The sequence below is a fragment of the Rhodopila sp. genome (assembly GCF_965276935.1).
In the GTDB taxonomy this organism is placed as follows: domain Bacteria; phylum Pseudomonadota; class Alphaproteobacteria; order Acetobacterales; family Acetobacteraceae; genus Rhodopila.
On sequence record NZ_CBDIBS010000004.1, the window covers coordinates 1,675,001 to 1,700,530 of the forward strand.

Consider the following 25,530-nt stretch of genomic DNA (forward strand, 5'->3'; position numbering starts at 1 on the left):
CAACCCACCCGAAAGGGTATCGTCACATGAATCCATAGTGTGACGAGGCGAACCCGGGGAACTGAAACATCTCAGTACCTGGAGGAACAGACATCAACAGAGATTCCGCGAGTAGTGGCGAGCGAAAGCGGAACAGGCCAGTGGTTTTCGAAAGCTAAGCAGAACGCTCTGGAAAGTGCGGCCAAAGCGGGTGATAGCCCCGTATGCGTAAATGTTTGAAAATCCTTGAGTAGGGCGGGACACGTGAAATCCTGTCTGAACATGGGGGGACCACCCTCCAAGCCTAAATACTCCCTGGTGACCGATAGCGAACAAGTACCGTGAGGGAAAGGTGAAAAGCACCCCTAAAGGGGAGTGAAAGAGACCTGAAACCGAATGCCTACAAGCAGTCGGAGCGGCCGGCCCGCGAGGGTTTGGTGCCGTGACGGCGTACCTTTTGTATAATGGGTCAGCGAGTTTCCGTTCGCGGCGAGCTTAAGCCGGTAGGCGTAGGCGCAGCGAAAGCGAGTCTGAACAGGGCGTAGGGGTTCCCATCGTGCTTGCACGATGGGGTCCCGTTCAGTCGCGGGCGGAAGACCCGAAACCGAGTGATCTAGCCATGGCCAGGCTGAAGGTGCGGTAACACGCACTGGAGGGCCGAACCCACGCCTGTTGAAAAAGTCGGGGATGAGCTGTGGCTAGGGGTGAAAGGCCAATCAAACTCGGAAATAGCTGGTTCTCCGCGAAATCTATTGAGGTAGATCGTCACGTCTATGCCCTCGGGGGTAGAGCACTGGATGGGCTAGGGGGGTCCAAAGCCTTACCAAACCTAACCAAACTCCGAATACCGAGGTGTCTTGCGTGGCAGACAGACGGCGGGTGCTAAGGTCCGTCGTCGAGAGGGAAACAGCCCAGACCACCAGCTAAGGTCCCCAAATCGTGGCTAAGTGGGAAAGGATGTGGGAATTCCAAAACAACCAGGAGGTTGGCTTAGAAGCAGCCATCCTTTAAAGAAAGCGTAATAGCTCACTGGTCTAGTCAAGAAATCCCGCGCCGAAGATGTAACGGGGCTCAAGCCACGTACCGAAGCTGTGGGCGCACGTAAGTGCGCGGTAGCGGAGCGTTCCGTACGCCTGCGAAGCCATACCCGTGAGGGGTGGTGGAGGTATCGGAAGTGCGAATGCTGACATGAGTAGCGACAAACAGCGTGAGAAACGCTGTCGCCGAAAGTCCAAGGGTTCCTGCGCAAGGTTAATCCGCGCAGGGTGAGCCGGCCCCTAAGGCGAGGGCGAAAGCCGTAGTCGATGGGAATGGGGTTAACACTCCCCAGCCTGCTGGAAGTGACGAATGGCCGAAATTGTGCGGGCTTATCGGATTGCCCGTGCCGTCACGCCGTTCCGGGAAACAGCTCCAGCGTATAGACCGTACCCGAAACCGACACAGGTGGACTGGTAGAGCATACCAAGGCGCTTGAGAGAACGATGCTGAAGGAACTAGGCAAATTGCTCGCGTAACTTCGGGATAAGCGAGACCCAAGGGTGGGCAACCACGCTTGGGTGGCACAGAGCAGGGGGTAGCGACTGTTTAGTAAAAACACAGGGCTGTGCGAAGTCGAGAGACGACGTATACGGCCTGACGCCTGCCCGGTGCCGGAAGGTTAAGAGGAGGTGTGCAAGCACTGAATTGAAGCCCCGGTAAACGGCGGCCGTAACTATAACGGTCCTAAGGTAGCGAAATTCCTTGTCGGGTAAGTTCCGACCTGCACGAATGGCGTAACGACTTCCCCACTGTCTCCAGCATCGGCTCAGCGAAATTGAATTCCCCGTGAAGATGCGGGGTACCCGCGGTCAGACGGAAAGACCCTATGAACCTTTACTGCAGCTTTGCAGTGGCATTAGGAGGGGGCTGTGTAGGATAGGTGGGAGGCATCGAAGCCAGGGCGCTAGCTCGGGTGGAGCCAACCTTGAAATACCACCCTGACCTCTTCTGATGTCTAACCGCGACCGGTCAGCCCGGTCCGGGACCCTGCATGGTGGGCAGTTTGACTGGGGCGGTCGCCTCCTAAAGTGTAACGGAGGCGCGCGATGGTGGGCTCAGGCCGGTCGGACATCGGCTGCTGAGTGCAATGGCACAAGCCCGCCTGACTGCGAGAGTGACAGCTCGAGCAGAGACGAAAGTCGGCCATAGTGATCCGGTGGTCCCGCGTGGAAGGGCCATCGCTCAACGGATAAAAGGTACTCTAGGGATAACAGGCTGATCTCCCCCAAGAGTCCACATCGACGGGGAGGTTTGGCACCTCGATGTCGGCTCATCACATCCTGGGGCTGGAGCAGGTCCCAAGGGTTCGGCTGTTCGCCGATTAAAGTGGTACGTGAGCTGGGTTTAGAACGTCGTGAGACAGTTCGGTCCCTATCTGCCGTGGGTGTTGGAGACTTGCGAGGATCTGTCCCTAGTACGAGAGGACCGGGATGGACAGACCTCTGGTGCACCGGTTGTCACGCCAGTGGCACCGCCGGGTAGCTATGTCTGGACAAGATAACCGCTGAAAGCATCTAAGCGGGAAACTTACCTCAAAACCAGGTCTCCCTGGGGTCACACCCTGTAGGGCCGTGATAGACCATCACGTCGATAGGCCAGACGTGCAAGCGCGGCAACGCGTGCAGCCAACTGGTCCTAATCGCCCAAGCGGCTCGATCCCCCAACAGCCCCCTACAGGCCAACACCATGCATGGAAATCATCCCCCGCCACAGCCTCCGCCGTGACAGCCTTCCCCCCCAACAGCGCCGGGGTCGGTTGGCAACGGCGCGGGCCTGCAAGCCGCGGGGGTGAACGCTGCGGGCCGCCAACACAGTCACACAACACCAGAACCACGATCCCCCCTCGCCCAATCACCCTCGACAGGGTGGATTGGACGACCTGGTGGCCATGGCGGGGAGCCCGCACCCGATCCCATCCCGAACTCGGCCGTGAAAACCCCCAGCGCCCATGGTACTGTGCCTCAAGGCACGGGAGAGTAGGTCGCCGCCAGGTCCTCCCATCCACCCTGGAACGCCGTTGCCAGTCGTCAGGGTTCAGACGTCGATCCTCAGACGAAAGCGAAACCCCTCCAGCGCGCAAACCGCCACGTGAACGGCGCAACGTTACCACCACCGCGGGGTGGAGCAGCCCGGTAGCTCGTCAGGCTCATAACCTGAAGGTCACAGGTTCAAATCCTGTCCCCGCAACCCCCCCCATCACCATCCCCCACCACCGCAGAGGCCGCGCCTTCCTGTGGCGACAGGAGAACAAGGGGGCAGGTCATACAATCCGACTTGCACCGATTAGAAACTCCTTGTTTCCCTGCGGCCCTGTTACGGGACTTTCGAGCACGCCTGACACAGTCCAGCCAGGTAGACCTCGCCACCATGCCTCAACCCGCTCGCAAACAGCGTCATGCACAGTTGAATCGCGCACCACGCCCTTGTTTCCAACTGCCGCGACATCAGCCTCGAACTGAGGTTTTATCAGCGCAATAGCCCAGGCGCCGGGACCACATAGAGAGAGCGGCGCCGGCAGCAAGGTGGACAGTCCAATAAAGCTGACGTCACAGACCAGCGCCCCGATCGGCTCAATAGCCATTGTCGCATCCAGGTAGCGTGCGTTGGTCTTCTCGTGCACCTTGACCCGATCATCACAACGCAGTTTCCAGGCAAGTTGCCCATAGCCGACATCCACGGCGTGAACCTTCCTCGCGCCGTTCGTCAGCAGTACGTCGGTAAATCCGCCGGTCGAGGCACCCAGATCCAGACAAACCCGGCCGGCCGGAGAAAAGCCGAAATGCGCCAATCCATGCGCCAATTTCAATCCGCCGCGGGAAACCCAGGGATGCTCCTGCCCGCGTACCGCCAACAGCGTGCCCTCGGCCAGCAGATCGCCCGCTTTCGCGATGCGCTTATGACCGGAAAATACTCTTCCGGCCAGGATGAGCGCCTGAGCCTTGGCATTGTCTTCAACCAACCCAAGCTTGACCAGCCATTGGTCCGCGCGGAGCTTCACACGCCTTACTCAAGCGGCCGCGTCGCCAGAGATCCGTCGGCGCGCTGCACCAATGCCTCGACGCGCGCTTCCACCTCGGCAAGCTTTGCCTCGCAATGGCGGCGCAAGGTCACGCCCCGCTCGAACGCCTGGATCGCGGCATCCAGTTTAAGCGTGCCGCCCTCCAGGCGATGCACGAGCTGGTCAAGTTCCGCCAAGGCGTCCTCGAACGATAGCAGGATGACGTCGTCTCGCAGGCTGTCCGACACGCTTGGTTTTCCTCCTAATTCTACTGTGTCACTTTCTTCCTACATGGAAGGGATGACAAAACCTGATGCAAAGCAAACGCAGTCTGACGAGGATTGGTTCGCGGCCTATCTGGCTGGGATAACCCAGGTGTTGGGCCATGCCAGCCGAGTCGCACCGGCACAGGCCAACTGCAGCGGATTGTTGCTGCCCGGCGAACGCAAAAGCATCGAGCCGATGGCCGCGCGGATTGAACCGGATCAGGTGCAGGCGGTGCACCAGTCGATGCACCATGTCGTGGCCCAGGCCGCGTGGGATGACGCGGCGGTGCGCCAGCAGGTGCTGCCGGCGATCGCGCGGCATGGGCCGATTGGCTACTGGATTGGCGATGACAGCGGCTTCCCGAAGAAGGGTCAGCACTCGATCGATTTGGCGCGGCAAGACTGCCGGCGGCGTGGCAAGCGGGACAACCGCCAGGTGGCGATCAGCCTGTCGGTGGCCAACGATCAGGCTAGTCTGCCGGCTGGCGAGCAGCTTTATCTGCCGCAGGCCTGGCCAGATGACAGCGCGCGGCGCGCCGAGGCCGGTGTGCCGGAGACAATTACGTTTCAGACCAAGGGAGGGGGTGGGCATACCACTGAAAACAAAGAGATAGCGCATGATTGCGCTGAGCGGAACCTTTACGGCGCGTGAAGCACTCGAGCAAACAAAAAGCTAGACCCTGGTCGGACACTGGCGAAGATGCAGCCTCAATCAATCATGGTCTAAACGATCTCCTCCTCGATCTTGTTCACCATTCGCAGAAAGCGCCGGGTGCGCTCCTGAACCGGCCGGTCAAGAACCTGTTCGGCGGCACCCTGTTCCACGATCAAGCCATCGTCCATGAACAGGATTCGATCGGCGACATCGCGGGCGAAACGAACCTCGTGGGTGACGATAATCATGGTCATGCCTGCTTCAGCAAGGCCACGAATCACCGCCAGAACCTCCCCCACCAGTTCCGGATCCAGCGCGGAGGTTGGTTCATCGAACAGCATCACCCGCGGCGAGACGGCCAGGGCACGGGCGATTGCCACCCGCTGCTGTTGCCCCCCCGACAACTGATGCGGAAAATGTTCGGCGTGCCTGGCAAGGCCGACAGCGGCAAGCAGCCGCAGGCCGATGGCGCGCGCATCATCGGGCGGTTCGTGATAAACCGTTACGGGGGCCTCGATCACGTTCTCCAGCGTGGTCAGGTGCTCGAACAAGTTGAAGTGCTGGAACACCATGCCGATACGGGCCTTGGCGCGGGCCTGCGCCAGCCGGCGCGTGGGCCGTAGACCGCCGCCGGGTATCTTTTCGTATCCGACATGGATGCCGTGCACGGTGATCTCACCCCAGCCCAGCGGCTCCAGGTGATTGATCAGCCGCAGCAACGTGCTCTTGCCGGAACCGCTGGGCCCCATGATCACCACGACCTCGCCGGTATGCACAGTCATGTCGATGCTTTTCAGGACCTCCCGCGTGCCATAGGATTTTTGGACGTTCCGGCAGACCACGCACGGCTCGGCGTTCGTGCTTGCAAGATCGCGACAGATGCCGGCGATCAGCGTGGGCAGGCGTTCGCGCGGCGGTTCCGGGCGCGGCTCGGCCGCTGGCTCCGCAGGCTTGCTGCGTCCGAAAATCGACAGCAGACGCCCACTGATCCCCGTGCGATCGTCCCGCATGAAGTCGAAGCGGCGTTCGGCGGCGAGCTGTGCGACCGCAACCGCACTTGTCATGGTCAAATAGATCAGCCCAGCCGCGGTGAACACCTGGAAGAAGCGGAAGTTCTGCGCGACGATCTGCTCCGCCCGGAGCGTCAGTTCGTTAACGAAGATCACCGACGCGATCGACGTTCCCTTGATCAGGCTGATCGTCTGGTTGGCGAGAGCCGGCAGGATCGCCCGCATCGCCTGCGGCAGGATGATACGTCGGAGCGTGAGCAAGGGCGGCATGCCTAGCGCCGTTGCGGCGGTGCTCTGGCTGCGGTTCACCGACAGAATGCCGCCGCGGATGATCTCGGCGGTGAAGGCAGCCTCGTTCAGCGAGAAGCCGACCACCGCCGTGGTGAACGTGCCGAACGTCAGGCCCACCGCGGGCAGCACATCGAAAATGAACACGAGTTGCAGCAACAGCGGCGTGCCGCGCATGAACCAGATGTAGAACCAGGCAATGCCGCTTAGCACTGAACTGCGGGACAATCGCAACAGCGCCAGCCCCAGGCCAAGGATAAGCCCTGCCGCCATCGCCAGTCCGGCGATCTCGAGCGCCAGCAGGGCGCCCTGCAGCATGAACGATGAGGTCAGGTAAGTAACAAAATTGTTCGGCATGACGATGACTACCCAGCAAACATGCCAACGGACGGCTCCAGAAGCATGGAGCGGGCGTCCTGCCCCTGAAGTTTATCGTATTTCGCTGCGGCCCGTCGGTCTGGGCAGGCCATTGAAAGCAAGCATCCAGTACCGACCCCATGGCAGAAGATGACGCTTCTAAAGTATAGACGTCCTGCGCCGGCCGAGAGGCTGCATCCTTTTAACGCGCGACATATCGGTGCGACGCAGGCGCCCAGGCCGGCAGCCCTGCTCTCAAGCGACAAGCAGTCCACGTCACGACGCCCTCATCAACCGAATCGCACTCACTTGGTCAGGATTTCAGGAGGAAGCAGCAGCTTCGGATCAAGCTTGTATGACGTGTAGATCTTCGCGACCTGGCCGGTGGCCAAGGTAGCCCCCATGCCGTCGGCTATTGCCTGCTCAAGCTCCGTACGTCCCTTCGCGATGGCGACACCAACCTTGACGTCGGGCAGGAAATTGAACCCGGTCTCCATGTTCGGCCTTTCAGCCGTTGCCGCGACGGCCATCGCCGAGGACGACAGAACGATGTCGGCCCGATTCGTTTCGATCATCTGCCATGCACTAGGTCTGTCTTGATACGTAATGATATCGATGGGCGGCTTCCCGGCCTGGGTGCACTTCTGGTTGAGGCTGACGAGCAGCAACGCTTCAACCGTGCCGAGACCGGCGACGGCGCGAACACCGCACAGGTCAGCCAGCGATTGGATGTTCTTCGGATTGCCCTTCCGCAGTATCGCACTGTCGGACGCTGTACCGTACAGGACATAATCGACTTTTTGGGCACGCTCCGGCGTGTAGTAGAGGTCGTCCCACATGACGTCGATACGGCCGGACGCGACGGCGGGAAGCAAGCCCGACCAGGCGCCGACCTGGAAGGTCACCGGAACACCGATGCAAGCGAATACCACCCGCGCGTAGTCCGTGTCCGCGCCCAGCAGGCGGTCGGGATTTGACGGATCATGATAGCTATAGGGCAGCGACACGCCGTCCTGACCAACCTGGATGGTCTTGCCAACCAGGCCGGGATAACGCACGGCAAGCTTGTCCGGCTGGCAAGGCTTCACGTCGGCAGCGCATGCCGATCCCATCGACAAGAACAGCATGAAGCCGCACAAGGCGCTGGAAAGCCATGCTGCTGGCTGCGTGATCATGGCACGGATTCCTCAAGACAGAGGTGGCGAGGCGGTCTGTTGATCACAACGCTTGATGGATGCTTCGACTGCTGCGTTGGCGTGTACTTCGGGCTGATAGATCCGGTGGCGAACTAGCAATCCGCGTGCCAGCGTCAGACTGTTGTATGGCGGCCTTTGTGGACGGATACTGAAAGCGGCATCGCTGGCCTCTCCTCGGCCACGGAAAAACTTCCGCAACAGGCAGATCTGTCGCAGTGAGGCCAAAGCCAGCAGCCAATGTTTAACAATAGGGCAGTATGCTTGATATAGGACCGACGGAAGCCAGGTGACGCCGAAGTCTGACGTTCCCTACAGCAACTGCCCGCCATCCACTACGATCGTCTGCCCGGTCACCCACGACGCCAGCGGCGAGGCCAGGAACAGCACCACGTTCGCCACCTCCTCCGGCGTGCCCAGTCGCCCGAACGGGATCGCATTCAATACCGCGCCATAAAGCTTCGGGTTGTCCGTCTTGCGCCGGTCCCACACCCCGCCAGGAAACTCGATGGATCCCGGTGCGATCCCGTTCACCCGCACCCCGGCGCGCGCGTACATCGCCGCCTGGGTATTCGTGTAGTGGATGACCGCCGCCTTGATCGCGCCATACGGCGGCTGCCGCGCCGCTGGCCGCAGCGCGGAAATCGAGGATGTATTGACCACGCTGCCCTTCGCCGCGGTCAGGAACGGCAGTGCGGCCTGTGTCGCATGCACGATCGCCAGCATGTCGATCGCCAGGCTGGACACCCAGGCCGCCTCGTCATCCGCTGACCCAAAGGCCGAGGCATTGTTGACCAGCACGTCGATCCCGCCCAGTTCCGCCGCCGCCTCGGCGACATAGGCCTTGATCGCGGCCGCATCGCCCAGATCGACCGACGCGGCATGTGCCGTGTGGCCAAGGGCGGCGACCTCCCCGCGGGTCTTCTCCAGCGTCTCCGCGCCACGAGCGCAGATAGAGACATCCGCCCCGCTCGCCGCCAGTTCCAGCGCGATGGCGCGGCCAATGCCGCGGCTGCCGCCGCAGACAACGGCCTTGCGGCCGGTGAAATCGATGTTCATCGCGATCCTTCCCCTATTCCGGCGGATCGAACACCGCTTTGGCGTCCTCGCGCAATGCGGCGCGGGAGGCATCAGTGAAATAGAACATGTGCCCACCCGGATAGACCTTCAGCACGACCGGTGCCGCACCTGTCATCTCCGGCAGCATGTCCAGCAGCCGAGCGGTGCCGGCGTAGGGGGTACGGAGGTCGAACAGGCCCTGCGCAACCAGCACCCGCAGATGCGGATCGACCGAGCGGGCCGCCTGCAGCGCGGTCAGCGACTCTGGCCGGCCCAGGCCATGTCCCCAGTCCCAGGACCCGAACACGGCATCGCTCGACAAGTGATACACCATATCCGGGCGCCAGTTCAGCTTGCCGGTATAGATTGCCATCATGGCGCTGGTCACCGGTGCCTCGAAGCCGCCGAGAACAGGGTCGGGAAACTGACCGTCGAGCTGGCGCGGCGTTGGATCGGGTCGGGTCGCGGTGCCGTCGTAGACGCTGGCGACCTGACCGGGAGCCACTGCCTGTTGGAACACCGAAGCGTCCAGCCGCCCATGCATCCGCCGCACCAGCGCGGTGTCCAGGCCGGTCAATGCCGCCACCTGGGTGGTCAGCCGGTCCGTCGCCGCGGCGTCGTGCTCGCCGCGCAGGATGTCGGTGATATAAGCGCCGTGCGCATAGGCTTCCACATCGGCCAGATCCGAGCGTTCCACCGGGCCGTGTTCCGCCCGCACGACCGCGACCTCGGAGGGCAGCAGATCGACCCAGCTCAGCGGATCGGCGAAGCCGCTTTCCTGATGCACATCCAGCAACGGCGACAGCAGCACCAGCCCGCTGACACCGATCCCTTCATCCGATTGCAGCTTGCGCACCAGGCGTGGCCCGCGGAACCCGCCATAGCTCTCGCCGACGATGTATTTCGGTGATGCCATGCGGCCGTTCCGGTCCAGCCAGCGGCGGATCGTCACCGCCAGCGCGTCGATGTCGCCGCCAACCGACCACAGGCGCCGGCGGGTATCGGCATCCGTCGCTACGACCGAGGAATAGCCGGTGCCCGGCGGGTCGATGAACACCAGATCGGTGAAATCCAGCCAGGTCTCCGCGTTCGGCACCGGTACCGGGGAGGCGGAGGGGCCGTCGACATGCGTATCAAGACGGACCCGCCACGGTCCCAGCGCCCCCATCTGCAACCAGGCGGACGCCATGCCGGGGCCGCCATTGAAGACGAAGGTGACCGGTCGGAGGATAGCTTCGGCACTCTCCATCTGGTAGGCGATGAACGCTATGTCGGCGACCGGCGCATCCTTGCCGTCGCGCAGGCGAATGCTGCCGGCGGTCGCGGTAAAGCGCAGGACCCGCCCTGGCAGGTCAAGCGCCTGATGGGTGGTCAGATCGGCCGGCAGATGGACCGCCTCGGGCTCTCGCGTCGGCGGATCGGACCGTTGGGCATGGGCGGGATGAGGCACGCACCAAGCCAACAGCGATAACAGCAACAGCAGCGGCATCATCATCGTGGACCTATACCACGCGCCCCTCGTGCCGCACATCGAAGGGACCGCTGACGTCGTTATTCTTTGCCCGACTGAACGGCAGGCCGTTCCGGCCGGCTTGAACGCGAGCGGCGCTCGCGATGTCGGACGTCTGCCAACACAAGTACGCGAAGATCCAATCGTCGCATAGCCGTATCGGTAAAACGATGGCAGAAGCATTTTCTGCCTCCAACTCACGCCATGATCCGCCAGAGAATTTTGATGCAACCTTCGTAAATGTCAATGCTTTTTGGTGTAAACAAGGCAGCGCCTCTGGTCCGCTTCATGCCCGTTTCCAATCATTACGAAAAGCTTGCCGCGTCCGCCATCCTCGTCCTGGGTTCCCCAAGGTCCGGCACAACGTGGCTGGCGAAGATCATCGACAGCCATCCCGATGTTCTCTATCGGCACGAGCCTGATGAGCTGGCGGGTCCAGACCAGCGGGCGGCGCCGGTGGATCAAATCAGCGCCTGGATCCGTCAGCGCGGGCTCCGGTCGGCCGCCAAGCGTCCCTTCTTCGCGAAGTCATGGCGTCCCGTGCCGCTTGAGTTCACCCGCAAAAGTCTGTCCCTGGCGCTGGCGGCGGCACAACGCATCCCGATGACGGCCGCTCCCGCCAGCCGGTTGGCGCTGCCCGATCTGGTTGCCTTACATCGCCGTCATAAGGTGCGTGCCGCGGTCAAGCTGGTAAACTGGGATGGCAGCCTGGCCGTCGAGACCATGCCGGACTGCCGCTGCTGCTTTATTCTGCGGCATCCTTGTGGCCAGGTGGCATCCATCATGGCGGGCTGGGCTGACGGGCGCTTTGCGGCAAGCGGAACCGGTTCCGGCGAACCGGTCGATCTGGCCGAAGCCGTGTCGTTCGCCGCGACGAAGGGGGTCGGCAAGCGGGAATTCGATGCGCTTTCCGACGCCGGCAAGCTTGCCTGGGGCTGGCTGGCCTTCAACGAGCCAGCGGTCGAAAGACTTCAGCATCAGCCGAACGCACGTATCGTGATTTACGAAGACCTCTGCCGCCAGACCGAGTCCCTGTCAAAGGACCTCTTCGCCTTCGCCGGCCTTGAGTGGCAGCAGCAGACTGCCGCGTTCCTGGCCGCCAGCACGCGCGGCGGCCAGTCCTTGGGCTACTATGACGTGATCAGGGTCACCGCCGTGGTCGCGGACCGCTGGCGCCAGAGCATGAGCCGGCCGGACCAGGACGCGGTTCGCGCCATCGTACGCACCTCGCCGCTCACGCGGTATTGGTCGGATCTGGCGGCGGACGTGAACGACCCGGCCATCACGCAATAGCGGCTGATCGGATTTAAATTGAAACAACTTGGTTTCATGCCAACGTGACTTGTTCCAGCACAACGGTTAATCCAACTACGGGTTAATCGTTGCCTATCAGCCACCCGTCGTGCATGACAGGCATGACGGGTCGTTTTAACCGTTGGCACTGCCGGAACCAGCTATCACACCGGGGCCGCCACTTTGAGGCTAGAGGCAACGCGTCCGTGTATCGGCAGATCATCGGCTATATTCCATCCAACATTGTTCCAGCCGTCGTTTCGATGGTTATGATCTATGCCTATACGCGGCTTCTGTCGCCGGCGGCATTCGGCAGCTACACCTACGTCTTTTCGGCCATCTTGATCTTGCAGACCTCGCTGTTCTACGCGCTGCCAATCGCGGTCATGCGCTTCTATCCGGCGGCGACCATTTCCGGCCGACGCGACGACCTGCTGAAAGAGGCATACGTCGTCTTTTACGCCCTTTGTGGCGCGGTCTGCCTGCTATGGGTTGGCGCCGGTCTGCTGGTCAATCTGCCGGCGCAGTATCGTGCCCCGATCTGGCTGGCCCTGCCCCTGCTGTTGTTCCGCTCGCTGGTCCAGTTGAACCAGGCGATCAACCGCTCCGGCAACAACATGAGGCGCTTCAACACGATTGAGTGTCTCCATGCCGTGCTAGGCTTCGGCCTCGGGTTCTCGGCGCTGTTCGTCCTCGGACGCGGCGCGGATGCGATCCTCACAGGCCTGCTGATCGCCGCGATCCTCTGCGCCAGCATCGACCTGCGGCTGCTGGCGGTGCCGTTCCGCCGCGCCGCGAAGGTCCTGGATCGAGCCGAACTGGTCAGGCTGGTGGAGTATTCATGGCCGATGGTCGCGGTCGCGGCCACCGCCATGATCATGCAGAACAGCGACCGGTTCCTCCTCGGCTCGCTCGCCGGCACCGAGATGCTGGGGATCTTCGCCGTCGCCTACAATCTGGTGGAGCGGCCGACCACGGTGATATGCTCCTCGATTTCCACCGCGACCTTCCCGCTGGTGGTTCAGGTGCTGGAGCACCAGGGCAAGGAGGCGGCGCGCCTGCAGGCCGGGCGCAACGGGATCGCGCTGCTGGCGGTCACCCTGCCGGCCTGCGTCGGGCTGGCGTTCACCGCCGATTATGTGGCGTCATCCCTGGTCGGGCCGGCATTCCGCGATGGCGTGGCGACGCTGATCCCGATCATGAGCCTGACTGCCCTGGCACGCGGGCTGCGGGCACATTTCATCGACCACGCCTTCCATCTGTCCGGACGGCCGCTGATGATGCTCTGGACCTATGCGCCGGCCACGCTGCTGAACATCGGCCTGAACCTGTATGTCATCCCCCGCTACGGCATGCTGGGCGCCGCCTGGACGGCGTTCGCCTGCCAGTGCGGCATCGTCGTGGCCGGCTGGTTTGTCGGCACCTCGGTGTTTCCCGTCTGGCTGCCGGTCTGGCAGGTGGTCCGCTGCGTGGCCGCCGTGGTGCCGATGATCATCGGGCTTAGCTTGATCCGCTTTCCGCTGAACTGGTTCGGACTGCTCGCGGCGGTTTTGCTCGGCAGCGCGATCTATCTGGTAAGCGCCATCGTTCTGGACGTCGGAGAGGTTCGCACCCTCGGCTGGAACGCGCTGCGCAGGCGGATCAGGCCGAACATTGCGGTGCTCACGGATTGATCTCCGGCCAGGAGGCCACGTTCATGCAATACGAATGGCGGAAATTGCGGGCGGACCAGTTGCGGGAGCAGGCGCGTCTCGACGCGATCGTCATCCTGCCGGTCGCGTCGCTGGAACAGCACGGCCCGCATTTGCCGGTCGAGGTCGACTCCCTGCTGGGCGAGACGGTCGCCGCGCGAACCGCCGAGAAGCTGCTGGCGAAGCGCCAGCCGGTGCTGGTGCTGCCGGTGCTGTGGACCGGCCTGTCGGAGCATCACATGAGCTTCGGCGGTACGGTGACGCTGGACAACGCCGCGTTCGCTGCCCTGATCGAAGGCGTGGCGCGGTCCGTCCTGCGGCACGGGTTCAAGCGGATCGTGCTGCTCAACGCGCATGGCGGGAATGAAAACGCCCTGCGCACCATCACCGACGACCTGACGCCGAAGCTGGGCGTGCCGATCGTGCAGTTCACATACTGGTATGCCGCGGCGGTCGCGATCGCTAAAATCCTGGAGACCCAGGGTGGGCTGCAGCACGCCTGCGAGGCGGAAACCGCGATGATGCTGGCCATCCGGCCTGATCTGGTCGCGATCGATCGCATCCCCTTGGCAAAGTCCAACCCCACGCCGGACCTGTCCGATGTCGTCGGCGGCGGGGTCTATCGCTGGCGCAGCATCGGCAGCCGGTCGAGCTCCGGCGTGATCGGCAACCCGGAGGCAGCGACGCCAGGGAAGGGGGAAGCATTGCTCGACGCAATTTCCACCGCGCTGGGGGAGAAGCTGTGCAATCCGGCGCTATGGGATTTGCCGTGGACCTCGGAGAATGTCACGGATTAGCGCCAGCACGCCACGCTTGTCATCGCCCTGGGCTGACCGGACCGGGAAAGGCCCCGATAAACCGGCGATGACGAACAGGCGCCGGCGGTGAAAGAGGAAGCGACGATGACCATCGAGCTGACCGTCAACGGGCGCAGCGCCAGCATTCATGCAGCGGCCACCACGCCGCTGCTGGATGTACTGCGCAATCATCTGGATCTTAAAGGCTCCCGCTATGGCTGCGGACTGGAGCAGTGCGGCACCTGCATGGTGCTGATCGACGGCGAGCCGGCCTATGCCTGCGCGCGCGAGGTGGGCTCGCTGGCGGGCCGATCGGTGACGACGATCGAGGGACTGGGAACAGCGGACGATCCGCACCCGTTGCAGCGCGCGTTCCTGCAGGAGCAGGCCGGGCAGTGTGGCTACTGCCTGTCCGGGATCATCATCAGCGCCAAGGCGCTGCTGGACCGCAATCCCGCGCCGACCCGGGCGGATATCGTCGCGGCCCTGGATAAGCACCTCTGCCGCTGCGGGACGCACACGCGGATCATCGGTGCTGTCCAGAAGGCCGCCGGCATGGCCGTGGCGGTTACGCGAGCGGCGACATGAGCGAGAGCCTGCCCCTCAGCATCCAGAACAACCGGCGGATGGAGACGTGGCTGCGCTTCCAGCCGGACCGCACCGTCAGGCTGGCCGTGGGAAAGGTCGAGATCGGCCAGGGCGTGCTGATCGCGCTGTCGCAAATCGCCGCCGAGGAGCTCGATGTGGCGATCGGGCGGATCAACATCCTGTCCGGCGACACCGCTGACGCGCCAGACGAGGGATCCACCAGTTCCAGCCAATCGATCGAGATGTCCGGCCGGTCCGTGCGCCTTGTCAGCGCCGAGTTGCGCGCGCGCATCCTCGGCCGGCTGGCGCAGCGGCTGAACTGCGCGCCGGACGACCTGTCGGTGGACGACGGCGTCTTCCTGCAAAACGGCAACGCCACCGGCCATGACTACTGGAGCTTCTCCGGCACCGAGGACTTCGCCGCCGAAATTGAAGGTTCGGCTCAGCCGAAATCCCCCGCTGACTACAAGGTGGTCGGCCAGCCGGTTCCGCGCATCGACCTGATCGCCAAGGTGTCTGGCGCGGCGTTCATTCATGACATCGTCCGGCCGGACATGCTGCATGCCCGCGTGCTGCGCCAGCCGTCGCGTGACGCACGGCTGGCGGCGCTGAACGAGGTGGCGATCCGACGCGCCGCCGGGGCTGACATCCGGATCGTAAGGAGGGGTGACTTCGTCGGCTTTGTCGACGCAGACGAAACCACGGTGCAGCGCGCCGCCGTGGCCGCGGCTTCGCATGCGGTCTGGAGTGGCGTGCGACAGCTCGATCCCGCACAGCAGGAAGCCGCGTGGTACCAGACTCAGCCGTCGGACGATCGGCATTACGGCGATGCTATCCCGCCAGCCGACACCGGCGTAATCGTCAGTGAGACCTATTCCCGTCCGTTCGTCGCCCATGCCGCGCTGGCGCCATCCTGCGCGCTGGCGGAGTACCGCGCCGGCCATCTGTCGGTCTGGTCGCATACCCAAGGCGTCTATCCGCTGCGCAACAGCCTGGCTTGCATCCTTGGCTTACGGCATGACCAGGTGACGGTCCGCCACGCGCATGGCGCCGGGTGCTATGGCCACAACGGCGCTGACGATGCCGCGCTGGACGCGGCGGTCATCGCCCTGCGGATGCCTGATCATTGCATCCGCGTGCAGTGGCGGCGGGAAGAGGAATTCGGCTTCGAGCCGGTCAGCACCGCGCAGATGACCCGCATCCGCGCCGCTCTAGACGAGGCCGGACGGCCGGTGGACTGGACCGCCGAAATCTGGGCCGGCTCGCACGTCCAACGCCCGGTGTTCGGCGGCACCATGCTGGCGCATGAGGCGCTGCCGACCCCGCCGCCGCCCGCCAAGGCAAACGACCCGACCGAGGCGAACGGCGGCGGCGGCACCCGCAACGCGTTTCCGCTGTATGATTTTCCCGCCAAGCGGGTGATCCACCATCTGGCGCTGGAGACGCCGGTGCGAACCTCCTCGCTGCGCGGCCTGGGCGCGCTGCCCAATGTGTATGCATTGGAATGTTTCATGGACGAATTAGCGGAGCGAGCCGACGTCGATCCTGTCGTGTATCGTTTGTCGCTGCTGTCCGATCCGCGCGCGCGCCGGCTGATCGAAAACGTGGCGGCGCGCTGCGGCTGGGCGGCGCGTGGGCCGGCCGGCACCGGCCAAGGGCTGGGCCTGGCCTGGAGCCGCTACAAGAACAAGGCGGCCTATGCCTGCGTAGCGGTCGCGTTGGAGGTCGATCACGACATCGCCTTGCGCCACGTCTGGTGCGCGGCCGACGCCGGCCTGGTGATCAACCCGGACGGCGCGCGCAACCAGATGGAAGGCGGGATCGTGCATGCCGCCAGCATGACACTAAAGGAAAAAGTAACGCTGGATGGAGACGGTATCACGTCGCTGGATTGGCGCAGCTATCCGATCATGCGGTTCTCCGAGGTGCCGGAGATCGACACGGTGATCATCGACAATCCGCACCAGCCGACCTTGGGCATGGGCGAATGCACGTTCGGTCCGACCGCCGCCGCCATCGGCAACGCGGTGGCACATGCACTGGGTGTGCGGATCAGGGACATGCCGCTGACCCGGGAGCGAATAGCAGCGGCTTTGGTACGTTAAAGCGATTCCCGATCACGTCGCGCCAATCCGTCATGGCAAGCATCCGCCGGGTCAACTGCCCCCGTGAACATCCGTCCCATCCAGCGCCGGCAATGCTACATCACTGAAACCAACCGCATCGATGAAGCCATACTGCGGCGTCACGATACGCGGCACCGGCTTGGGCTGCAGCAGATACTGGCGCAGGAAGGCCATCCGGTCACCGCCTTCGATGCAGTGCCAGCGACCCTGCTCGTGAAAATACATGGTGCGGTACGGCGCCACCGCCTCGGCGACCTGCAACGCGCGCCGGATCCGCATCACCGCATTCAAGTATGCGTCCTCGCCCGCGACGAGATTGAACGGGTGGAACGACAGATGCAGGAACGGCCTGGTTTCGGCCAGCAGGGCGGCGATCGCCGGCACCACCAGATACTCCGCGCCTTCGATGTCGATCTTCAGCAGCGTCCGCCCGGTCACACCCACCGCGCGCAGCACGGCGTCCGCATCGCGTAAGCCGACCATCGCCTCGGGCGCGCCATCCAGGATGCGCCCGCGCTCGATCGTCCGAAAGATGCTGGAACCCGAGTCCGCGGCGCCCTTGCCATACAGCGGAACCTGCTCGTCGCGGTCGCCCAGCCCATGCCCGAACAGCCTGATGCGATGCCGCAGCGCATCGTTCTCCGCGACGTTGCGGTTCAGCAGGCCGAAGTTCGTCGGGCTGGCCTCGAAGGCGCAGACCTCCGCCACGCGGCCGGCGGCATATAGGCTCATCAGTCCGACATAGGCACCGACATCGATCATCTTGTCGCATGACGGCAGCACGGCATCGAAGAACTCCAGGGTGCCGGCTTCGAACGGCGAGCGGAACTCGTCCAGCGCCGCCGCCACGGCGGCATGCCGGATCACCCGGAAGCATTGACCACGCCAGGCCACGGGGTCCGAGGCCTCGGCTTCAGGCACCAGCCTGCCGGTCCCCACCATCATGATGCCATCGCCAGCGCCGGCGCCCGCAACAGCTCCGCCGTGGCGGCGAGTTGCCGGCTCAGCGAGAAGTGCCGCGCGACGTGGTCGCGCCAGCGATGCGGTGCGGCGTCGCGGATCAGCCAGACGGCCTCCTCCACCGTGCCGAAGCGCGTGGCCGAAGGCCAGAACTCGGCCGACCCGGGATGGTCGAGCACGGCCAGGTCGCAGCCGACCGAAGCAGCCTCGGCAATGCCATAGCCAAAGCTTTCATGCAGGCTGGTGTGCAGCAGGGTGCCGTTGCGCGCGTGCCAGGCCGGCATGGCGGAGGGCGGCAGCCGCCCGTCGATATGAACCGCATCCAGCAGATCGAGGCGCCCTGCCAGATGGAAGAACGACTCGGTCGCCAGCGGCTCACCGCCGTTGCTGCAGATATGCAGGTGGTAGCGCTCGTCCAGGACACGCAGGCCGAACAGGATCTGCAACGCCAGCGACGGGTTCTTGCGCAACGTCATCAGGCCGCACCAGCCGACGCGGTAGCGGTCCCAGCTCGCCAACGGAACAAACAGCGTCGGATCGAGGCCGTTGTGCACCAGATGCAGCCGCGTCGTCCGCTCCAGCTTCGGCGCCGCCTTGGCGACGCGGGCCGCCATGTCGCGGCTGACGACAATGACGTCGCTGACCTTGTGCCACGGCGTGTCCGCGACGTGGCTGGTCTCCATCGCCTCGATCCGGTGCACCCGCACGATCACCCGGCGGCCGCCGAAATCGGTCTGGCCGATCAGACGCGGGAACGGTGGCCAGCAGAACTCGAACCAGAGTGCGTCGATGTCGGGCCGGTCGGTCCACGCCAGCGCTGCCTCGAATGCCGCCAGGCTGGTCACCTGGAAGGCCTGCACGTCGTGATTGGTCATGCCAGGCAAGCCGTCGAGCAGCGCCTGCGCGAAATGATCCAGGCCTGGCAGCAGCAGGAAGGCGAGACGCGGGCGACGGGGCAGCGGCTCCGGAACGAACGGCGGGAGATTGGATATCGGCGGCGTGGGCAGCTGGTCCATTTCTGGCCTCGAGCAAGCGACCCGATCACGTAACAAGGGAGAGGTTAACCAATGACTAACGCCGGCGAGGCATGCAGGCGCTGACCGGCAAGGCCGACAAGCTGTGCTGACGCCATCACCAGCGGCACGTGCCAGTGCGGATCGTGCCGCCGACAGAACGCCTCCATGCCTACGACGAGCAACGATTCGAAGGCGGCCCGGCAGAGCCTGACGGCCGCCGGATGCGACCGGTGACTAAAGCTGGACAGCACATGATCATACTGTTTCCGATCCAGCCCGTAGGCATGCGCCACCACGGCGTCGATCGCCGCCCGCACGGTCGGGCACGCTCGCGGTTCATCTCGTGGACCACCAACCTGTTCCCGCCATAACGCGTCGTAGCCGTCATGAATGCAGGACAGCCGCAGCGCGGCGTGGGCCAGGAAACGGCGCTGGGTTTCGTCCAGGTGGGGAACCGGCAGCGCGTCCAGAATATACAGGCTGAGATGCGTCGCCGCCTTCTGCCGCACCAGCCAGTCGAACGGAAATGCGTTGAACAGAGCGCACAACACCAGCGCATCGGCGTTGGCGCGGGCCCAAGGGACTTTCTCCACCGTCGCGGTATGGCCGAACACCGTCCCGGGTGGCGCCAGGCAGGCAATCATCGTGCGTTCGTCGTTGGATCGGGCGATGTCGCGGAACACCAGCCGGTAGTAGCCAGCGGCTGCGGCGACAGCGGGTTGCACGGTATCGGAGAGCACGGCATAGCGCGGCTTTGCAGTCCAGGTATCAGTATATTGATGAAACGTCTTTCCTTCGTGCACGATCAGATTGCCGGCACCGATCGTCCTGAAGCAGCCGGCATCGTCGGTCATGTGCAGGTCGCGGCCCAGATGCAAGCGGTGCCGTTCGCACCAGGTCTTCAGGCGTTCAGGAACGGTGAACAGCCGTTCGGCGATGGCCAGGTCGGCCGCACCGCGCAATTCAAGCGGTGTCAGGCTGGGACCTCCGGTGCGTTCCAGGAATTCGCGGCTGTAGGTCATGATCTTCGTACGGTCTTCGGCATCCTCGATCCTGTCGAGATAGAACCCGCATCGGATCGACCGCGTCGGACCCGGGCGCTGGGCAACGACAAGGTCGAACTTGAACCGGCTGTCGATGTCGAACACCCGGCGGCGGTTCTCGAACGACAGGCACCAGGCCAGTTCGGCATCCCGCAGATACAGCCGGCGTATCCCGGTGCTGCCCTCGTTGGCATGGAAGGCGGAGGGCAGCAGCATGCCGATCGCCCCGTCGTCAGCCGCCAGTTGCAGGTTGCGTTCCGCGAACAGGCGGTACAGGTCCAGGCTTCCGGCGGTAGAATCGCTGCCGACGCTGACGCGCTGGTGCTGGTACAGACGCCGAACGACGTTCTTGATCCGCTCGAAGCCGGAGCGATACGCCGCGAAGGCGGCCGCGACATCGGGCCGCGACAGCAGCGCCCGTTCGATCGTCACCCGCTCGGTTCGGCTTGCCGCGTCCAGTACGGACGGATCGTAGTCCGACAGGAAATCCGTCGTGTTGGGCAGCACCACATCCCAGGGCGGATTGCCCAGCACAGCGGAGAATCCCGTCGGGAAGATTTCCGGGAAGACCAGGTCCCAGGCCACCGCCTCCGCCCCGGCGTTCATCAGGGCTTGCTGGTTCGGCGTCAGCGTCTCCGGCCACGTGCCCGTTCCGGCCACATGGCGCGCCAGCCCCAGCCAGGCATCGTCGCAGTCCCGCGCCCGCAGCATCGCCGCCCCGGCCCAGGCCCGCGCCAGATGGCGGAGCGGATGCAGCACCGCGTCCAGCCGGTTCTTCACCGCCTGTTTCGCCGCCAGATCGGCCACGTCCCGGCCGATCGACGCATCCAGCGCCGTCACCAGGGACCGCGCCAGGCCCAGGCCAGCATTCAATCGCTCGCCGATGCCGAGCGCCAGCAGCGGATCGAGCACCCCGCCCGTCACCGGCAAGATGGCCAGCGCCGCGAAGAACGGCCCGGTCAGCGCATCGCCCTTTACCAGACGGTGGTCGAGGAAGGTCAGCGGCAGGCCCTCGGCGTAGGATTCCAGCCACAGCGACAGCTTCGCCAGTTCAACCGCCAATCCGTTGCGATCACAGCCATAAAGGCAATGCACCGCGACCAGCCGTCGGCAGATCGCCCGCGCGCGGATTTCGCAAAAGCCCCGGCTGGGCAGATAGGGCGCAATCGTGTTGTCCGGATCGGGCAGCGCCGCGATGCGGTCATGCAAGCCTCGCTCGTCGCAGCGCCGACAGGCGGTCAGCAGCGCCTCGCCCAGGTAGCGGCAGGTCTCCACCAGGAAATGCCCGCTGCCGGTGGCCGGATCGACGATCTTCAAGCGCAGCAGGGCGGCCGGATGCGGATCATCCGGCGGGCTGAGTTCGGCGATTTTCGGCGCCAGCGTCTCGCGCACAAGGAAGTGGACGAACCCATGCGGCGTGTAGAATGATCCGCTCGCCTTGCGGCCCAGGCCGCCGCGCAGGAAGAAGTCGCCGACGGCGATGTCGGCGGGCGCGCCGCCGGCGGGAATCACCACGTGCCGCTTGCCGTGGCGCAGACGGATCAGCGGCTCGGTTGCGATGCCAGGTTCCTGCTCCAGCAGCCCCTCATAGATGCTGCCCAGGTCCTCGACGTCCAGCGCGCCGTAATGCACCCGCACCCGTTCGCCGCCACTGGCGGACAGCCAGATCAGCCGGTCCAGCAGCAACGCCACGGCCCGGTCGCCCCAGTCCAGCCGGTCGAGCAGCGGCGTCGTGTCCGCACCGAACAGTGCGCCGCCCAACGGCACGATCCGCAGCTCGGAACAGCTCAGCCCGTCGCGAAAAATGCCGAACAGCATGCGCAAGCCGGCTTCCAGCATTCGTCCGGTGTCGACGCCAAGGTCCAGATGCCGCCGCACCAGCGGGCCTAGGGCGTGGTTCGGCGACAGCGCCGTCCGCCACAGCCGGGTCGAGGCGAAGCTGAACCCGCCGCCCGGTTCGGATGGACTTTCCAGCTTCAGGATGAACAGCAGCCGGTAGACCAGCACCAGCGCTTCCCGCCAAAGCGCCATCGGATCAAGATCGGTGATGCGCGGCAGTGCATTGATGAAGCCGGTGATCGCCTCCCGCGCCTGGCGGCGCAGCGTCGTGGTGACGCGGGCCTGATGCAGGCGGGCCGCTTGCAGGATCGGCGGCAGATGCGGCAGTGCCGATGCGCCCGCCAGCGCCAGCAGCAGGCGGTATGAATCCGGCGGCAGCGGACTGTCGCGCCAGGCGTCGAGGGAAATCGCAAGAAAACTGTCGGCGCGCTCCGGCTCGCTCAGCAGCAGGCGAAGCGCCTCGCCATCGGTCAGCAGGCCGGCCCGTTCATTGCAGGACAACAGGACGCGTTGTGCGATCCGCGTGGGACTGGCCCGCGCGGGCGCGTCCAGGCCGCCGCCGCCGGACACCGCCCAGACTCGCAGGCATGTGCCGTTTGCGGCCTGAAGCAGCCAGCCGCCGTCCTCCCGCCCCTCCCGCGTCGCGATCGGGTCCTGACGCAGACGGCGCTGGTAGCCAAGAGCCTTGCTCAGTTTTGTCAAGAAGTGCGGCGTGTTGCCGCGGCGCAGCGCCTGGTGAACACTGTCCCAGGCCGGCTCAGGTGCTTGCGGCAGCAGGCCATGGCGGTCCAGCACCTGGGTTAGCCCATCCCGCACGAACGAGGCGGTCATCGCCGATCCGGACAGTTCGACATCACCCAGATCAAGGCTCACGGGCACAGCATCAGCATTCCCAGGGTGCGGACCGTCGGCTGCGGCAGTGGCGTCTGGTCGGCGATGATCGCGCGATACCGGGACAAGCTTTCGGTGGCATCGCGACGTTGCGCGGCAGGCACGGTTCCATCGCCGATGAACCCGGCCAGGCGCTGTTCGGCTACCGGCCAGGCGCGCCAATCGCCAAGGACAGGCCCAGCCTCGAACAGGTCGCCGGTCACGCGAACAACCGGGCCGCAGAGTTCGATGGCGCGGCGCTCCAGCCATGCCCGCGCGGTGGCCGCCGCACGTTCAACCCGGTCCTGATGCGCCCGGTCGAATGCCGTCGCGAGCCTGTCCGCCACCGCGGCGGCCCGCCGGGCAGCGGCGGTGATCCGCCGCGGCGCCCAGTTGGCGAAGTGGTCGGCCCAGGGCTCGAGCGACATCTTGCCAGGCGCGGCAAGCGACAGGAAATCCGCCTGTTCCTGGCAGGTGCCGTCCGGGAACAGGCGCAGCGCGAAGACCGTGCGGAACTGGCTGCCGACCTCGGCCGCATAGGTCATCAGCAGCGATACCGTGTCGGCGCGCGCCGCGCTGACCCGCCCGGTCCGGCCGCTTCGTGCCAAGGCGATCGCGCGCCGCGTCAGCGGGTGAGACCGACCGGGATACATCAGTCCGCGTCCGTCGGCGTCGCGCACCAACCTGGGATCAGCCGTCAGCCGCACCATGCCGTTCGTGCGGTCGAACCCCGGCAGTCCGTCGAGGTCCCGCCACCATTCGGCCGGCACGCGAAAGGCAGCCCCGTCCGGCGTCAGAACCGAGGCGATGAAACCCGGCACATCGATCCCCGCATCAAGCGGTTCCGCCGGCGGATCAGCCGCCCCGCCGCCAGCCATCCAGCCATGCCGGACAGCCATGCGGTCAAAGCTCTGAAACGCGCGGTCAATCTCCCGCAGCAGGTCGCGGTAAGAGTCGCTGGCCTCGTCCTCCGCCGCCAGGTCCAGCGAATGGACCAGCCGTGACGCACCGCTGAACAGATTGTCCGGCCGTTCGGCGAAACCGGCGAGCAAGGGTTCGCGCAAGGCAGCCGGATCGGCTGTCACCGCCAGCGTATTGGGCATGAAGAACAGGCACGCCCGTGCTTTCTCGTATTTCGCGATCAGGTGCAGCAGCAGGCGTTCCTCGAAGGTGCCGGTGAGATACAGGTAGCGGATCTCCGGATCGTTGCGCTGCCCATAGCGGTCGATGCGGCCGTTGCGCTGCTCCAGCCGGTTCGGGTTGTAGGGCAGATCGAGGTGGATCAGGTGATGGCAGCGCTGCTGCAGGTTCAGCCCCTCCGCCAACGAATCGGTGCTGACCAAGATCACGCATTCCTCCGCGGCGCAGCGCTCCGCCGCCTGCGTGCGATCGGCTTCGGAGTCGGCGCCGCTGATCGTCAGCACGGTGCCGCCGATTGCGGCCAGCGCCGCGACGGCGGCACGCTGGCTGTCGGCGTATTCGGTGTAGACAAGGATATTGGCGGCTGGATGGGCCAGGCGGATCAGCCGTATTTCCAGCACCAGCGCGGCGAGTTTCGGATCAGCCGGGGCGGCGGCCTCGCCCAGCCGGATCAGCGCCGCCAGGGCAGCCCGGGTTTCGCCACCGGTCAGGCTGGCGGCCATCTCCTCGGCCTCCAATCGTGCGAATTCTTCCTCGGCGGACGGCTCCAGCACGCCGAACCGCGCTAGGCGCCGGCGCCAGGCACGCAACGCGCGCTGCCGCCCCCGCCGCGGTCCCACCGGATCGGCATAGCGCGCCGCCACCACGCGCAGCGTCGCGACGCAGGCGGCGATGCTCGACATCGATCGTTTCAGCAAGCTGACGAAGGCCAGCGCGTCCGGTGCGCCGCCCCGGCCGCCGGATTGGCGCAGCCGTGGTGCCACCAGTGCCGACAAGGCTTGATGAAAGTCGCGCGCCGGCGCCGCGTCCGTCATGTCGACGCGCACCGGAATGATGACCCTTTCCCGGAACATCGGCGTGCCGGTCCTGGGATCGCGGATATGCGACTTCAGCCGGCGCACCACATGCCGCCGATACAGATTGCCGACCAGGCGCCCCGCGCCATCGACCAGGCTGGGGTCGAGCAGCGCGATCAACGAGGCGAAGTGCGGATCGTGGCCATCGTGCGGGGTGGCCGTCAGCAGCAGCAATCCGTCGCCGCGGCGCGCCAGCACCTCGGCCAGCCGCCGGCGCTGGCTTGCCTCCCCACTGGCCTCCCCACTGGCCGCACCGCTGCCGCCGGCGCAATGATGCGCCTCATCGATGATCACCAGGTCCCAGGCGACGCGCTCCAGTTCCGCCAGCACGCGGTCCTGCTTGGCGAAATCCATCGAGGTCAGGCACAGCGCCACCGCATCAAAGGGGTTGCCGCCGAGTTCCAGGCCGCGGCGGGCGTCCCGCAGGCTGGCGCTGTCGGTGATCGGGGTGAAGCGCAGGCCGAAGCGGATGCGCATCTCCTGTTCCCACTGGCGCAGCAGCGGGCCGGGTGGGCAGACCACCAGGATGCGATGGCCGCGCCGGCGGACGATCAGTTCGGCGGCGATCAGCCCGGCCTGGATCGTCTTGCCCAGGCCGACGCCGTCGGCCAGCAGCAGCCGTGGCCGCACCATGTCCAGCGCGCGAAGCAACGGGACGCGCTGGTAGGCCTCGATCGCCACCCGGCCCGGAGGCGCCGGGGCGCCCGGTATCTGCTCCAGCAGGCAGGCGATATGGTAGCGCCGCCAGGCATCCAGCGGGCCGGCATCCTCCGGCCGCGGGTCGGTGCGCAGCACGGTCACCGTCTCGGGCGGGTGCAGCACGTCCCATTCCAGGCCTTGCAGGTCCCCGGCCGCACAGGCCAGACGCAGGCGCTGCCGCGAGCCCAGCGGCTCGACCTCCATGACGTCCCATTCCAGGCCGCGCGCCGCCACCTTGATCCCGACCGAGATTTCCAT

General features: G+C 65.0%; 16 protein-coding genes, 1 tRNA gene and 2 rRNA genes (1 of these 19 running past the window's edge). 9 read left to right on the plus strand and 10 right to left on the minus strand.

Features of this window, described 5'->3' with window-relative positions; all coding sequences use genetic code 11:
• The 3 genes from ACQY4S_RS24060 to ACQY4S_RS24070 all read left to right on the plus strand — a co-directional run.
• Positions 1-2,677: ribosomal RNA gene (locus tag ACQY4S_RS24060) — 23S ribosomal RNA — on the plus strand; it begins 124 nt to the left of the window's first position.
• Between the two features lie 218 nt (positions 2,678-2,895).
• Positions 2,896-3,010, plus strand: a 5S ribosomal RNA gene (gene rrf / locus ACQY4S_RS24065).
• 120 nt (positions 3,011-3,130) lie between these two features.
• Positions 3,131-3,204, plus strand: a tRNA-Met gene (locus ACQY4S_RS24070).
• 73 nt (positions 3,205-3,277) lie between these two features.
• Here the strand turns inward: ACQY4S_RS24070 and ACQY4S_RS24075 are convergent.
• Together ACQY4S_RS24075 and xseB are read right to left on the minus strand one after the other, a co-directional pair.
• Positions 3,278-4,015 (minus strand): TlyA family RNA methyltransferase, encoded by a 738-nt coding sequence (locus tag ACQY4S_RS24075; protein ID WP_428487717.1) that lies wholly within the window; start codon positions 4,013-4,015, stop codon positions 3,278-3,280.
• A 5-nt stretch (positions 4,016-4,020) separates the two neighbouring features.
• Positions 4,021-4,251 (minus strand): exodeoxyribonuclease VII small subunit, encoded by a 231-nt coding sequence (xseB, locus tag ACQY4S_RS24080; protein ID WP_428488489.1) that lies wholly within the window; start codon positions 4,249-4,251, stop codon positions 4,021-4,023.
• 64 nt (positions 4,252-4,315) lie between these two features.
• On the opposite strand from xseB, the gene ACQY4S_RS24085 reads away from it, so the two are divergent.
• A complete protein-coding gene (locus ACQY4S_RS24085; protein WP_428487718.1) occupies positions 4,316-4,933 on the plus strand; it encodes an IS701 family transposase in 618 nt (205 codons plus the stop codon).
• 71 nt (positions 4,934-5,004) lie between these two features.
• Here ACQY4S_RS24085 and ACQY4S_RS24090 read toward each other — a convergent pair whose 3' ends face one another.
• From ACQY4S_RS24090 to ACQY4S_RS24105, 4 genes are all read right to left on the minus strand, one after another.
• The gene (locus ACQY4S_RS24090) at positions 5,005-6,591 is read right to left on the minus strand and encodes an amino acid ABC transporter permease/ATP-binding protein (protein ID WP_428487719.1); all 1,587 of its coding nucleotides are present in this window, start codon (positions 6,589-6,591) and stop codon (positions 5,005-5,007) included.
• Between the two features lie 305 nt (positions 6,592-6,896).
• Positions 6,897-7,766, minus strand: coding sequence for a transporter substrate-binding domain-containing protein (locus tag ACQY4S_RS24095; protein ID WP_428487720.1), 870 nt, complete (start codon positions 7,764-7,766; stop codon positions 6,897-6,899).
• Between the two features lie 330 nt (positions 7,767-8,096).
• A complete protein-coding gene (locus tag ACQY4S_RS24100) occupies positions 8,097-8,843 on the minus strand; it encodes an SDR family NAD(P)-dependent oxidoreductase (protein ID WP_428487721.1) in 747 nt (248 codons plus the stop codon).
• Between the two features lie 13 nt (positions 8,844-8,856).
• On the minus strand, positions 8,857-10,338 hold the full coding sequence (locus tag ACQY4S_RS24105) for a S10 family peptidase (protein ID WP_428487722.1): 1,482 nt from the start codon (positions 10,336-10,338) through the stop codon (positions 8,857-8,859).
• A gap of 303 nt (positions 10,339-10,641) precedes the next feature.
• Here ACQY4S_RS24105 and ACQY4S_RS24110 point away from each other — a divergent pair, with 303 nt between their 5' ends.
• The 5 genes from ACQY4S_RS24110 (at position 10,642) to ACQY4S_RS24130 (ending at position 16,827) form a co-directional block, all read left to right on the plus strand.
• Positions 10,642-11,646 (plus strand): sulfotransferase, encoded by a 1,005-nt coding sequence (locus tag ACQY4S_RS24110; protein WP_428487723.1) that lies wholly within the window; start codon positions 10,642-10,644, stop codon positions 11,644-11,646.
• 206 nt (positions 11,647-11,852) lie between these two features.
• Positions 11,853-13,319: an oligosaccharide flippase family protein gene (locus ACQY4S_RS24115; RefSeq protein ID WP_428487724.1), complete on the plus strand. Its 1,467-nt coding sequence runs from the start codon at positions 11,853-11,855 to the stop codon at positions 13,317-13,319.
• A gap of 23 nt (positions 13,320-13,342) precedes the next feature.
• Complete coding sequence (locus ACQY4S_RS24120; protein WP_428487725.1) at positions 13,343-14,134, plus strand: creatininase family protein; 792 nt, start codon at positions 13,343-13,345, stop codon at positions 14,132-14,134.
• 105 nt (positions 14,135-14,239) lie between these two features.
• On the plus strand, positions 14,240-14,722 hold the full coding sequence (locus ACQY4S_RS24125; protein ID WP_428487726.1) for a (2Fe-2S)-binding protein: 483 nt from the start codon (positions 14,240-14,242) through the stop codon (positions 14,720-14,722).
• The gene (locus ACQY4S_RS24130; protein WP_428487727.1) at positions 14,719-16,827 is read left to right on the plus strand and encodes a molybdopterin cofactor-binding domain-containing protein; all 2,109 of its coding nucleotides are present in this window, start codon (positions 14,719-14,721) and stop codon (positions 16,825-16,827) included. Before ACQY4S_RS24125 ends, ACQY4S_RS24130 begins: the two co-directional genes overlap by 4 nt.
• A gap of 51 nt (positions 16,828-16,878) precedes the next feature.
• On the opposite strand, the gene ACQY4S_RS24135 is transcribed toward ACQY4S_RS24130, so the two are convergent.
• The 4 genes from ACQY4S_RS24135 to ACQY4S_RS24150 are packed head-to-tail and all read right to left on the minus strand — an operon-like array spanning position 16,879 to position 25,530.
• On the minus strand, positions 16,879-17,793 hold the full coding sequence (locus tag ACQY4S_RS24135) for an FkbM family methyltransferase (RefSeq protein WP_428487728.1): 915 nt from the start codon (positions 17,791-17,793) through the stop codon (positions 16,879-16,881).
• Positions 17,790-18,824 carry a hypothetical protein gene (locus ACQY4S_RS24140; RefSeq protein WP_428487729.1) on the minus strand — a complete coding sequence of 345 codons (1,035 nt, stop codon included), beginning with the start codon at positions 18,822-18,824 and terminating at the stop codon, positions 17,790-17,792. Before ACQY4S_RS24140 ends, ACQY4S_RS24135 begins: the two co-directional genes overlap by 4 nt.
• Positions 18,825-18,868: 44 nt before the next feature.
• On the minus strand, positions 18,869-22,579 hold the full coding sequence (locus ACQY4S_RS24145; protein ID WP_428487730.1) for an Eco57I restriction-modification methylase domain-containing protein: 3,711 nt from the start codon (positions 22,577-22,579) through the stop codon (positions 18,869-18,871).
• Positions 22,576-25,530, minus strand: a complete 2,955-nt coding sequence (locus tag ACQY4S_RS24150) for a helicase-related protein (protein ID WP_428487731.1) — start codon at positions 25,528-25,530, stop codon at positions 22,576-22,578. Before ACQY4S_RS24150 ends, ACQY4S_RS24145 begins: the two co-directional genes overlap by 4 nt.

What these genes read in the sequence shown, in the direction of transcription:
- ACQY4S_RS24090 (WP_428487719.1), bottom strand. Translation starts at nt 6,591, where the DNA reads ATGCCGAACAATTTTGTTACTTACCTGACCTCATCGTTCATGCTGCAG.
- ACQY4S_RS24100 (WP_428487721.1), bottom strand. Translation starts at nt 8,843, where the DNA reads ATGAACATCGATTTCACCGGCCGCAAGGCCGTTGTCTGCGGCGGCAGC.
- ACQY4S_RS24110 (WP_428487723.1), top strand. Translation starts at nt 10,642, where the DNA reads ATGCCCGTTTCCAATCATTACGAAAAGCTTGCCGCGTCCGCCATCCTC.
- ACQY4S_RS24120 (WP_428487725.1), top strand. Translation starts at nt 13,343, where the DNA reads ATGCAATACGAATGGCGGAAATTGCGGGCGGACCAGTTGCGGGAGCAG.
- ACQY4S_RS24130 (WP_428487727.1), top strand. Translation starts at nt 14,719, where the DNA reads ATGAGCGAGAGCCTGCCCCTCAGCATCCAGAACAACCGGCGGATGGAG.
- ACQY4S_RS24150 (WP_428487731.1), bottom strand. Translation starts at nt 25,530, where the DNA reads ATGGAAATCTCGGTCGGGATCAAGGTGGCGGCGCGCGGCCTGGAATGG.
- ACQY4S_RS24085 (WP_428487718.1), top strand. Translation starts at nt 4,316, where the DNA reads ATGACAAAACCTGATGCAAAGCAAACGCAGTCTGACGAGGATTGGTTC.
- ACQY4S_RS24125 (WP_428487726.1), top strand. Translation starts at nt 14,240, where the DNA reads ATGACCATCGAGCTGACCGTCAACGGGCGCAGCGCCAGCATTCATGCA.
- ACQY4S_RS24135 (WP_428487728.1), bottom strand. Translation starts at nt 17,793, where the DNA reads ATGATGGTGGGGACCGGCAGGCTGGTGCCTGAAGCCGAGGCCTCGGAC.
- ACQY4S_RS24140 (WP_428487729.1), bottom strand. Translation starts at nt 18,824, where the DNA reads ATGGACCAGCTGCCCACGCCGCCGATATCCAATCTCCCGCCGTTCGTT.
- ACQY4S_RS24105 (WP_428487722.1), bottom strand. Translation starts at nt 10,338, where the DNA reads ATGATGATGCCGCTGCTGTTGCTGTTATCGCTGTTGGCTTGGTGCGTG.
- ACQY4S_RS24095 (WP_428487720.1), bottom strand. Translation starts at nt 7,766, where the DNA reads ATGATCACGCAGCCAGCAGCATGGCTTTCCAGCGCCTTGTGCGGCTTC.